This window comes from Nonomuraea gerenzanensis, assembly GCF_020215645.1.
Taxonomy (GTDB): Bacteria; Actinomycetota; Actinomycetes; order Streptosporangiales; family Streptosporangiaceae; genus Nonomuraea; species Nonomuraea gerenzanensis.
In genome coordinates, this window is record NZ_CP084058.1 from 4,185,066 (window position 1) to 4,196,055 (window position 10,990).

Genomic DNA, 10,990 nt, shown 5'->3' on the forward strand with positions numbered 1-10,990 from the left:
GGTACGCGTGGCAGGCTCGGCCCCATGACCCGTGTCTACCTGGAGATCGGCCCCAAGAAGGTCTTCGCCTGCTCGCTCGACTGGCCCGGCTGGTGCCGGATCGACAAGGGCGAGGAGGCGGCGCTCGACCGGCTCGCCGACTACGTGCCCCGCTACCGCGTCATCGCCGAGCGGGCCGGCCTGGTGTTCGAGCCCGGCGACTTCGAGGTGGTGGGGCGGGTGCGGGGCACCTCGACGACCGACTTCGGCGTGCCGTACGAGGTGCCCGACCTCGACCTGGAGCCGCTGCCGGGGCCCGAGGCCGAGCGCTCGGTCGCGCTGATGCGCGCGGCCTGGGAGCTGTTCGACGAGGTGGCCGCCGGGTCCCCGGAGGAGCTGGCCAAGGGCCCGCGCGGCGGCGGCCGGGATCGTTCGAAGATCGTGGACCACGTGACGGACGCCGAGCGCGCCTTCGCCAGGAAGGCCGGCGTGCGGCACAGGCCGTACAAGTCGGTCGGGGATCGGGACGCCATGCGGGCCGAGCTCGCGCAGGTCCTGTCGCGCGCCTGGGAGCCGCCGCTCGGCACCGACTGGCCGCCCCGCTACGCGCTGCGCCGCATCGTCTGGCACGTCATCGACCATCTGTGGGAGATCGAGGACCGGAGTCAGCTGGGGTAGAAGATTTTCCACCCCCGCTCGCGACCCTTTTTCGGGAGGTCGCGTCCGGGATGGGTCCTTCGTCGCCGGCGGCCTGGTGGAGAAAACCACACCCGGCTCGGCTTCCCGTTCGCCTCGGCCCTTGACTGCCTGCAACGATGGGTTGACGCGGGGCCGTTACCGCAGGAAGAGGCAGGAGCGCGTGGACATACGGGCGGAGATTCTCGATCTGAAACTCCGTGTCGAAGATCTCGAAACCACGACCGAGCAGGTCAAGGAGTCGCGGGAGCACGACAAGCTGCTGCGCGAGGTCATCGACCGGACCAGGAGGCTGCAGGCGGAGATAACCGCCCTGAGAGCCGAGCTCGCCGCCGCCCGCAGCGGGCTCGGGGAGGAGGTTGCGGCGGTCGGCACCGAGGTCGAGGGGGTCAGGAGGGCGGTCTCGGCGCCCGCCACGCCGCCGATCGGTGAGCACGATGAGCGGGGAGATGCTCCGGGGGACGTGCGGGCGGAGATCGCCGTCGAGTTCGCGGTCATCCGGTCGGGGATCGAGCACGAGTTCAACTTCCTGCGGTCCGAGGTCATGGACCTGGCCATCAAGCTCGACCGGCTGAACCTCGCCACGGAGTGACGGCTCGCCCCAGGAGCGCCGGCTCGCGGCAGGAGCGTGAGCACGCGGCAGGAGCGCCGGCTCACAGCAGGAGCGCGGGCTCCATCACCTCGGCGGGGCAGAGCTGGCGGATCACGTCGCGTACCTGCGCGCGCAGGTCCGGGGCGGCCAGCCGGCCGTCCTCGTCGAAATGCGGCCAGCCGGGCGAGATCACCAGCTCGGCGCCCATCACCACCGCGCCCGCTCCCAGGAGCTGCTTGTAGAGCTCCGCCTGCGCCCACATGGCCCCGCAGGCCCGCGCACTCGCGCTCATCACCGCCACGTGCTTGCCCGACAGGCCGTCCCGCGCCGACATCCAGTCCAGCGCGTACGTCAGCTCCAGCGGCAGCAGGCTGTGCTCAGGAGCGGTCAGCAGGACGGCGTCACCGCCCGCGACCAGCGTGACCAGGGCCCTCGCCGGCGCCGGTACCGGCCCTGGACGGTACGCCGGGATCTCGCCCAGTCCCCGCCACACCTCGAAGCCGACGCTCGGCGGCAGCTCGCCGCCCGCCGCGTCCAGCAATCTGGTGATGAATGACCCCGCGTGGAGACTGGCGGCGATCCCGATGATTTTCACCCTCTGCTCCCAAGGGGTTCCGGTGTTACCGAGAACCTGCCCGATGCGTCGGATGTCCAAGACCATCTCCGGGTCAAGAGGCGCACAGACATTGCCGCCCGCGCCCGCGCCTGCCCTTGCCCGTCTGCCCGGCGGTACGCGGCACGGTGCGGCACGGTGCGGTGCGGTGAGGTGCGGCACGGTGCGGCGAGGTGCGGGGGTGCACCGGCGCTCGGGGGGCTTGCTGCGGCGCCGGGTGCTGATCTACGGACGAACGGGCGGCGGCGCCGTGCTACTGCCGGGCGGCGGCGCGGGCGCGGCGCTCCTCGCGTCGCTCGACGAACCGGGCGGCCGTGGCGTCCGCCTTCGCCAGGAACTCGGACAGCTCCTCGCGCGCCTTCTCACCCTCGGCGTCCAGCCCGGTCTTGTCGAACACCGACCACTGCCGCAGCACCGGCATGAGCACGTCGTCCAGGTGCAGGCGCAGGTCGTAGATGCCCTCGTTCGCGATGATCATGGCCTTGCGGGCGAAGCCGTCCATGCCCTGCCCGGGCATCTGGAACGTGGTCACCACGTCGGTCACCGCACGCATGGTCTGGTTCGGGTCGAGCTCGAAGGCCGCCTTGAGCAGGTTGCGGTAGAAGAGCATGTGCAGGTTCTCGTCGGCGGCGATCCTCGCCAGCAGCCGCTCGCAGCCCTCCTCGCCGGACGCCCTGCCGGTGTTGCGGTGCGCGATGCGGGTGGCCAGCTCCTGGAAGGAGACGTACGCGAGCTGCTGCAGCATCGTGTCGTACTCGGTCATGAAGCCGCTCTCCATGTGCGCCATGCGAGCACGCTCCAGCGCCACCGGGTCCACGGCGCGGGTGACGGTCAGGTAGTCGCGCAGGGCCGTGCCGTGCCGGTCCTCCTCGGCCGTCCACCGGTGCACCCAGGTGCCCCAGGCGCCGTCGCGGCCGAAGGTGGTGGCGATCTCGTGGTGGTAGCTGGGCAGGTTGTCCTCGGTCAGGAGGTTGACGATGAGCGACACGCGGGCCGCCTCGGGGATCTTGGAGTGCCCTTCCTCCCACGCCTCGCCCCCGTAGATGCCGTCGAAGTTGCGGCCTTCGCTCCACGGGATGTACTCGTGCGGGAACCACTCCTTCGCCACCTTCTCGTGGCGGTTGAGCTCTACCTCCACGACCGGCTCGAGGGCGTGGAGGAGCTCCGTCTGAGTCATCGCCATAAAAGATCTTCCCCTTCAAGGTTACGGTACCGTAGGTTAGGCTACCCGAAGGACATAGCGGTCAAATAGGGTGTACGTATGCGACCTAGTGTCCGTGGTGTCCTACTCGACCACGACGACCGTCTGGTTCTCTTCCGGCGCACGGTCCCTGGCCGCGCTCGCTACTGGACCGTGCCTGGCGGTCACGTGGAGCCGGAGGACGGCTCCCTGGAGGACACCCTTCACCGCGAGCTGCTGGAGGAGCTCGGGGCGACGGTCTCCGACGTGACGTTCCTGGTCAGCGTCTCATATCCGTGGCGTGGCGAGGTCAAGACGCAACATGTCTTCGGCTGCCGGCTGGTCTCCATGGATCCGGAGCTGCGATACGGGCCGGAGTTCGAGGACCCTTCGCGCGGTTTGTATGAAGTCGAGCACGTCCCGTTGCGGCGCTCGGAGATCTTCGCCCGCAAGCTGATCCCGGAGGCGGTCGCCGGCTACCTCTCCGCCAACATCACCGCCCTGCCCCGCCTCATCGGCTGAAGCCCGGCGGCTCAGCAGCAGTGCTGCGCCCTGGCGCTGAACTCGGCAGCGGAAAGCAGGGCATCGATCGCGTGCTGTCCGACTTGGTCCTGAACGAGAATGCTCCCTGGCGTTATCTTCGCTTGGTCCCGTGCGTGAAGGTGACGTCGGCCATTCTCGCGTGTGCCGTGGCGTTGTAGGCGCCGGCGACGTACGTCTGACCGCGCTGAGAGTTCAGGTCGCGGCCCCTAAGGGCGGGGCGGGGCATCGGCTCCCGGCGTCACCAGCAGGCGGAAGAGCGGCTCCAGCCGCTCGGCGAGCTCCCCCGGCGCCGCCTCTGTGAGCGCCGTCGTGCCCAGGACGCCGCGCATCAGCCACACCCCGGCCTGCAGGGACAGCATCAGCTCCGCCCTGACCCCGGCTCCCGAGCCTGACAGTTCCTCGTTCAGGTGCCGCCCGGCGTGCCGCCCGATGGCCTCGCGCATGATTCGCGCCGCTTGCGGGTTGGCCGCCGACCTCAGCATGAGCAGGAACGGCCCCAGCTCCTCCGCCTCCGGCGACGTCCGGCGCACCAGCTCCCGCGCGGTCTCGCCGGGAAGCGCCGCGCCCGTGCCCGCGATCACCGTGCGCGGCGCGAAGGCCACGTCGACCGCCTCGGCGAACAGCCGTTCCTTCGACCCGAAATAGCGGTTGATGAGCATCGCGGTCACGCCCGCGCCCTGGGCGATGTCGCGCACCCCCACGCCGTCGTAGCCGTGCCGGGTGAAGGCGGCGACCGCCGCGTCCAGGATCGCCTGCCGGGTGGCGGCGGCGTCGCGACGGCGCCTGCCGGCGGCGGGGGTGGGGGACGTGGCGGCATCACTCATGTCTACGAGTGTATACTTAAAATTAAGTCTACGAGTGTAGACATGCTCTGCTAGGGGGAGTGGGAACATCATGGATCTGCAGTTGACGGGCAAGCGTGCGCTGGTCACCGGCTCCAGCTCCGGCCTGGGTGAGGCCATCGCCAAGGCGCTGGCCGCCGAGGGGGCCGACGTCGTCGTCCATGGCCGCGACCGGGTGCGGGCCGAGGCGGTCGCCGAGGCCATCAGGGCGGCCGGGGGCAGCGCCGGGCTCGCCATCGGCGACCTGAGCACCGACGACGGCGCCGACGCCGTCGCCGAGCGCGCCCTGGCGGGTGGGCCGATCGACATCCTGGTCAACAACGCCGGCGCCTACCCGCACCGGTCGTGGAAGGACGCCACCGCCGCGGACTGGAGCCGGACCTACGAGGTCAACGTGGTCTCCGCCGTCCGCATGATCCTGCGTGTGGTTCCTCGCATGCACGAGCGCGGCTGGGGGCGGGTCATCCAGATCGGCGGCGGGCTCGCCGTCCAGCCTGGGGCCGACCTGCCGCACTACAACGCCACGCTGGCCGCCCGCCACAACCTCACGGTGTCCCTGGCCCGCCAGCTGAAGGACTCCGGCATCACCGCCAACACCGTCGCTCCCGTGGCCATCCTGGTGGACGCCGTCGAGACGTTCCTCACCGACCTGGCTCCGGCGCGGGGCTGGGGTGAGACGTGGGCGGAGATCGAGCGCAACGCGATCGCTGAGCTGGTGCCCAACGACGTGGGGCGGCTGGGGCGGCCGGAGGAGATCGCCGCCGCGGTTCTCTACCTCAGCGGGCCGCTCGCCGACTACGTGACGGGCACCACGCTGCGGGTGGACGGCGGGACTGTCCGCGGCGTCCACTGACCACCCGCCATGCACGGCATGCGGACTGCTGCGGGGCTCAGGCCCTCCACGCGGCTGCGGCGCCTACGATCCAAGGCGCCTACGATCCAAGGCGCCTACGATCCAAGGCGCCTACCATCCAAGGCGCTTGCGGGCCAAGCACCCCTGTGATCAGGGGTCGCGGCGCAGCCGCTTGACGTCCGAGCGATGCTTCTTGGCGGCGATCCGCCGTTCGACGGAGCCCCGGCTCGGCTTGGTCGGCCGCCGCCGCTTGGGCGGCGGCGCGACCGCCTCCCGGAGGCGCTGCGCCAGGCGATGGGCGGCCGCCTCGCGGTTGCGGAGTTGCGAGCGGTACTCGGACGCGGCGATCGTGATCGTGTCCGACCCCAGCCGCTGGAGGGCGCGCGCCTTGAGCGCCGGGGGCAGCGCCGTGCTGGCGGCGACGTCGAAGGTGAGCTCCACCCGGCTGTCGGTGGTGTTGACGCCCTGACCGCCCGGGCCTGAGGAACGCGAGAAACGCCAGACGAGCTCGATGTCGGGAATGACGATCGAGTCGTTGACGACCAGCGGGCCGGGCATGCGCGGAGCTCCTGATTCTCGAAGCGTTGCCTCTGTTGTGACATGTCACCGTATCTGGCTGCCCTATGCCGACCGCAATGGCATTTTCCGCGAGCGACCGGTGATTGACGGCCGGTTGCAAGCGGCGTATGCCACTATTCCGCGAAAAAGATCACGGGGAGGGGCGCGGTGTCCGTCATCGTCGGCGTGCACGGGATCGGCAAGTACAACTACTACCTCGAAGCAGGCAGGTCCGCGACGGGAGCGGCCGAGGCGATGCGCCGCAAATGGGACCGTTATCTGCATCTGGGGCTCGGCGGGGAGCCGCGGGCGTACTTCGCCGAGATCGCCTACTTCTCGCACCTGCTCAAGGACGACGACGACGGGTACGGCGCGGCGCCCAGGAAGGCCATGGAGCTGCAGGCCCAGCAGGTGCTCGTCGACTGGGCACGGCAGCTCGGCGTGGGCGAGCACGTGACAGGGGCGCTCAAGTCGTTCACCGGCTGGCTGCTGCAGCGGCTCGACGGCAGGTCGGCGGCGTTCGCCAAGCTGTTCGCGCCCGAGGTGGCCGCCTACCTCACCGACCAGGCCAGGCGTGAGAAGTCCCGGCAGGCGGTGGCCGAGTGCATCAGGAAGAACCGGCCGAAGGTGGTGATCGCCCACTCGCTCGGCAGCGTGGTCGCCTACGAGGCCCTGTGGGCCAACCCCGACCTGGAGGTGGACCTGCTGATGACGCTCGGCAGCCCCCTCGGCATGCGCACCGTCATCTTCGAGCGCCTGCTGCCCGCCCCCGTCAACGGCCGCGGCGAGCGGCCCAAGGGCGTCAGGCGCTGGGTGAACATCGCCGACGAGCACGACATCGCCGCCATCCCGCCCGCGCTGGCCGGCAGCTTCACCGGCGTGGACGTCGAGCAGCTCGTCAACCTCGACTGGATCGACTTCCACACCGCCGGGAAGTATCTCGGCTGCCCGGCGCTGGACCCGCATCTGCGACCATTCCTGGCATGACGTGGATAGTGTTCGACTACGGCGGTGTCCTGTCCCTGCCGCAGCCCGAGTCCGACGCCGAGGCCATGGCGCTGGCCGTGGGGGCGGAGCCCGAGGAGTTCAAGCGCGGTTACTGGGAGCACCGGCTGGAGTTCGACCGGGCCGCGCTGACCCCGCACGCCTACTGGTCGGCGGTGCTGGGCCGGCCGGCCGCTCAGCGCGAGGTCGCGCGGCTGGTGGCGATGGACGTGGCGAGCTGGGCGTACCCGAACCACGGCACCGTCACCCTGCTCGGCGAGCTGATCGAGGCGGGCCGCGACGTGGCGCTGCTGTCCAACGCGCCTGTGTGCGTCGGAGACGGGCTCGACGAGCTGCCCTGGATCTCCGCCATCGGCCACCGCTTCTACAGCGGCAGGATGGGCCTGGTGAAGCCGGACAGGGAGATCTACGACGAGCTGGCGCGCGGGCTCGGCGCCGACCCCGCCGAGATCGTCTTCATCGACGACCGCCCGGAGAACGTCGAGGGCGCCGAGCGGGCGGGCATGACCGGGGTGCGCTTCACCGACGCCGCCGCGCTGCGCACGGCACTGCCCGGCCTTCCGTCCGCGGAGGACTTCACGATCGGGCACTGAGGCCGCACGCTGACCGACCGATGCTGTTCACCCGCGCTTGACTCCGCAGTCACGGCGGAGTCAGCGCAGGTGGACATACCTGGGATCGTGGACCGCAGAGCCTTCCTGACAGCGGCGACAGCCGGCCTTCTCCTCCCGCAGCCCGCCGCCCCGGCGGCCGTGGCCGCGTCCTCCTCCAGAACACTCAGATCCGACCCGTTCACCCTCGGCGTGGCCTCCGGCGACCCCTCCTCGGACGGCTTCGTCCTGTGGACCAGGCTGGCCGTCGACCCGATGGGCGGCGACGGCCGCGGCGGCATGCCGTCCCGCGACATCGAGGTGGACTGGCAGGTCGCCACGGACGAGCGCTTCGCCGAGGTGGTCGAGTCCGGGACGGCCACCGCCAGGGCGCGCGACGCCCACAGCGTGCACGTCGAGCTGAAGGGCCTGGAGCCGGGCCGCGACTACTTCTACCGGTTCAGGAGCCAGGGCCGCCTGTCGCCCGCCGGCCGCACCAGGACGTCGCCGGCGGGGGAGACGCCGCTCAACTTCGCGGTGGCCGCCTGCGCGCACTACGAGCACGGCTACTACACCGCCTACCGCCGCCTGGCGGAGCAGGAGCCCGACCTGGTCGTCTTCCTCGGCGACTACATGTACGAGTACGGCCCCAGCGGCTACACCGCGCTGGCCGGTCGCGTCCGCACCCACACGCCGGGCAAGTGCGAGACGCTCGCCGACTACCGCCTGCGGCACGCCCAGTACAAGAGCGACCCCGACCTCCAGGCCGCGCACGCCGTGGCGCCGTGGCTGATGTCGTTCGACGACCACGAGGTGGAGAACAACTGGGCCGGCCCCGTCTCCAGCACCGGCGCGCCGGGCTTCGAGCGGCGGCGGGCGCAGGCGTTCAAGGCCTACTACGAGAACATGCCGCTGCGCCGCGCCAGCCTCCAGGGCGCCGTGCTCAAGGTGAACCGGCGCATCTCCTGGGGCACGCTGGCGCGCTTCCACCTGCTCGACACCCGGCAGTTCCGCGACGACCAGGCGTGCCTGGACGGCGTGCGCGCGGGCTGCGACGAGCGGCTGGCGGAGCGGCGCACGCTGCTCGGCACCGACCAGTGGCGCTGGCTGGAGAGCGGGCTGAACGCCTCCACCACCCGCTGGAACCTGCTCGGCCAGCAGATCATGGTGGCCCACCGCGACTACAAGATCGGGCCGGGCCGCGAGGTGAACCTGGACTCCTGGGACGGCTACGCCGCCGAGCGCACCCGGCTGCTGAAGTCCCTGGCCCGCACGCCGAACCCCGTCGTGCTGACCGGCGACGCGCACATGCACCACCTGGCCGAGCTCAAGACCGACTTCGACGACCCGGACTCTCCGGTGGTGGCCAGGGAACTGGTGGCCTCGTCCATCGCCAGCGACGGCGACGGGTACCGGGACCGTACGTGGATCTCCGAGGCGCTGCAGGAGAACCCGCACATCTCCTACATCGACCAGCGGCGCGGCTACCTGATGGCACGGCTGACCAGGGACGAGCTGTCGGTGGACTTCCGGACGCTGGACTACATCTCGCGCCGGGGCGCCCGCGCCGGGACCGCCCACCGCCTGACGATCCCGGCCGTCACGGGGGCGGCCGCCGCGGGGCAGGCGCTCGGACGAGGCTGAACGTAGGCTGGGAGCCCGCTGAGGATCCGCTCAACCTTTTCGCGAGAAAGACCCGGCCGGACTCCAGGTGGCAGGTATGGAGTCCGGCCGGGTGGACCGGCCCGGGCGGGCGGGTGGTTTCCGTCCGGACCGGCCGGCTCAGGTGCCGGGCCAGCTCCCGTCGGGGAACTCGCCCGACGTGGTGCCCGACAGGACCACCTGGTCGGTCTCCGTCAGGCCGGAGACGACCTCGACGTACTGGTCGCCGCGCACCCCGGTGCGCACCGCCTTGGCCGAGTCCCGGCCGCCGGAGCGCACGGTGACCACCTGCGTGCCGTCCGACCTGGTGCGGACGGCGGCGGCCGGGACGTAGACGGCGTTCCTGGACTGGTCCGTGGTGATCGTCACCGAGGCGGTCTGGCCGAGCATGAGCCCGGCCGGGGGCTCGTCGAAGGCGAGGGTGACCGGGTAGCGGACGAGCTGGCCGTCCACGGTCGCGGTCGGCGCGATGGCCGTCACCGTGCCCTGGTACTTCTCGCCGGTTCTGGTGGCCAGGGTGATCTGGGCCTTCTGGCCTGGCTTGAGCTTGTTCACGTCTGATTCGGTGACCAGGGCGGAGATCTGGAGCTCGTTCAGGTCGCCGAGGCTGATGAAGGTGCCGGTGCCCGCCGCGTCGCCGGTCTTGCCGGCGATCGACAGGACCGTGCCGGACGCGGGGGCCACGATGCGGGTGCCCCTGACGGCGTCGGCGGCCTCCTCCAGGGCGGCCTCGGCGCGGTCCACGTTCGCGGCGGCCTGCTCCTCACTGGTTCCGCCTCTGGATGCCTGGCCGGTGCCGGGGGTGTTCGGGTTGCCTGTGCCGGTGCCGGCTGGGGTGGTGCAGGAGGGCTGGGACGACGGGCGGCGGCCGGGCTTGGCGGTCGTGGTGGGCTTGGTGGTCGCCGATGGCCTTCGGCTGGTGGAGGGCTTGGCGGTGGTGGACGGGCGTGCGGTGGGGGAGGAGGAGCCGGTCTGCGCGGGCTGCCCTTCCGGCCTGCCGGTGCCGCCTGTCCCGCCGTCGGATGAGCCACCCGTCGGGGTGGCCGTGACCGTCGTGGTGACGGTGGCGGTGGCCGTCACGGTGATCGTCACCGTGGGCTGGGGCCGGGGGTCCGTGGGGTCGGGGGTGGGCGTGGTCGTGGGGTCGGGCGTGGGGCTCGTGCTCGGGCTCGCGGGCGTGCCGGGCGTGCCGGGCGTGCCGGGCTTGCCGTCGGCCGGCGCTGACGGTCCGAACGCAGCACTCGCACCGCGACCCTGCACAGCCGAGCCGCCTCCTTGCACGGCCGAGCCGCCTTCTTGTGCAGCCGAGCCGTCGCGTGCGGCCGGGCTGCCGGTCGCCTTGCCGGAGGGAGCCGGAGTGGCGCTCTTCGCGGACGAGGCCGCACCGGGCGTAGCGGGTGCGCACGTCGTCCCGGAGCGACTCCCGCCACCGGGCGCCGACGCCGCGGCGGACGTCCCTCCGCCGGTGCCGGTCGCCGACGTTCCGGAGGTCGCGGACGTCCCCGCCCCCGAGGACGCCTGCTCCAGCGCCTCCTGCGCCGCAGCCAGATCGGCCTTCGCCGCCGTGTACGCCTCCCGCGCCGCCCGCCCGTCGATCCTGGCCAGGACCTGGCCCTTCTTCACCTTGGTCCCGACCTTGACGTACACCTTGGTCAGCGTCCCCGAGGAGCCGAACGCCAGGTCCCTGCGCGAGCCGTCCACGGTGTTCCCCGCCGCGCTCACCGAGGCCGTGACCAGGCCGCGCTGGGCGGAGGCCAGCCGTACCGGGACGGTGGGCGGGGTGTCGTCGCGCAGCGCCAGCGCCAGGCCGGAGCCGGCCACGAGCACGGCGAGGGCGAGGCCGCCCAGCGCGAAAGTCGGTCTCATGACGGCCCATC

12 protein-coding genes are annotated in these 10,990 nt (G+C 71.6%); 7 read left to right on the forward strand and 5 right to left on the reverse strand.

All coding sequences use genetic code 11. From position 1 onward, the window contains the following. Positions 1–24 precede the first annotated feature (24 nt). Both LCN96_RS19935 and LCN96_RS19940 read left to right on the forward strand, forming a co-directional pair. A complete protein-coding gene (locus LCN96_RS19935; RefSeq protein WP_225274358.1) occupies positions 25–657 on the forward strand; it encodes a hypothetical protein in 633 nt (210 codons plus the stop codon). 181 nt (positions 658–838) lie between these two features. Further along, a complete protein-coding gene (locus LCN96_RS19940) occupies positions 839–1,267 on the forward strand; it encodes a hypothetical protein (RefSeq protein WP_225274359.1) in 429 nt (142 codons plus the stop codon). Positions 1,268–1,328: 61 nt separating this feature from the next. Here LCN96_RS19940 and LCN96_RS19945 read toward each other — a convergent pair whose 3' ends face one another. Both LCN96_RS19945 and LCN96_RS19950 read right to left on the reverse strand, forming a co-directional pair. After that, the gene (locus LCN96_RS19945) at positions 1,329–1,862 is read right to left on the reverse strand and encodes an NADPH-dependent FMN reductase (RefSeq protein WP_225274360.1); all 534 of its coding nucleotides are present in this window, start codon (positions 1,860–1,862) and stop codon (positions 1,329–1,331) included. Positions 1,863–2,133: 271 nt separating this feature from the next. Further along, entirely contained in the window at positions 2,134–3,057 is a 924-nt protein-coding gene (locus tag LCN96_RS19950; RefSeq protein WP_449867101.1) for an acyl-ACP desaturase, read from the reverse strand. A gap of 84 nt (positions 3,058–3,141) precedes the next feature. On the opposite strand from LCN96_RS19950, the gene LCN96_RS19955 reads away from it, so the two are divergent. Next, positions 3,142–3,582, forward strand: coding sequence for an NUDIX domain-containing protein (locus tag LCN96_RS19955; RefSeq protein ID WP_225274362.1), 441 nt, complete (start codon positions 3,142–3,144; stop codon positions 3,580–3,582). A gap of 227 nt (positions 3,583–3,809) precedes the next feature. On the opposite strand, the gene LCN96_RS19960 is transcribed toward LCN96_RS19955, so the two are convergent. Beyond that, positions 3,810–4,427: a TetR/AcrR family transcriptional regulator gene (locus LCN96_RS19960; RefSeq protein WP_225274363.1), complete on the reverse strand. Its 618-nt coding sequence runs from the start codon at positions 4,425–4,427 to the stop codon at positions 3,810–3,812. Between the two features lie 70 nt (positions 4,428–4,497). Here LCN96_RS19960 and LCN96_RS19965 point away from each other — a divergent pair, with 70 nt between their 5' ends. Further along, positions 4,498–5,298: an SDR family NAD(P)-dependent oxidoreductase gene (locus LCN96_RS19965; RefSeq protein WP_225274364.1), complete on the forward strand. Its 801-nt coding sequence runs from the start codon at positions 4,498–4,500 to the stop codon at positions 5,296–5,298. 150 nt (positions 5,299–5,448) lie between these two features. On the opposite strand, the gene arfB is transcribed toward LCN96_RS19965, so the two are convergent. Continuing rightward, positions 5,449–5,856, reverse strand: coding sequence for an alternative ribosome rescue aminoacyl-tRNA hydrolase ArfB (gene arfB / locus LCN96_RS19970; RefSeq protein ID WP_225274365.1), 408 nt, complete (start codon positions 5,854–5,856; stop codon positions 5,449–5,451). Positions 5,857–6,024: 168 nt separating this feature from the next. On the opposite strand from arfB, the gene LCN96_RS19975 reads away from it, so the two are divergent. The 3 genes from LCN96_RS19975 (at position 6,025) to LCN96_RS19985 (ending at position 9,095) form a co-directional block, all read left to right on the forward strand. Next, positions 6,025–6,843, forward strand: a complete 819-nt coding sequence (locus LCN96_RS19975; protein ID WP_225274366.1) for a hypothetical protein — start codon at positions 6,025–6,027, stop codon at positions 6,841–6,843. Then, a complete protein-coding gene (locus LCN96_RS19980; protein ID WP_225274367.1) occupies positions 6,840–7,454 on the forward strand; it encodes an HAD family hydrolase in 615 nt (204 codons plus the stop codon). The genes LCN96_RS19975 and LCN96_RS19980 overlap by 4 nt, the downstream gene beginning before the upstream one ends. A gap of 87 nt (positions 7,455–7,541) precedes the next feature. Continuing rightward, a complete protein-coding gene (locus LCN96_RS19985) occupies positions 7,542–9,095 on the forward strand; it encodes an alkaline phosphatase D family protein (protein ID WP_225274368.1) in 1,554 nt (517 codons plus the stop codon). A gap of 138 nt (positions 9,096–9,233) precedes the next feature. Here the strand turns inward: LCN96_RS19985 and LCN96_RS56585 are convergent, their stop codons facing one another. Next, on the reverse strand, positions 9,234–10,979 hold the full coding sequence (locus LCN96_RS56585; protein WP_263657494.1) for an efflux RND transporter periplasmic adaptor subunit: 1,746 nt from the start codon (positions 10,977–10,979) through the stop codon (positions 9,234–9,236). Positions 10,980–10,990: the final 11 nt, after the last annotated feature.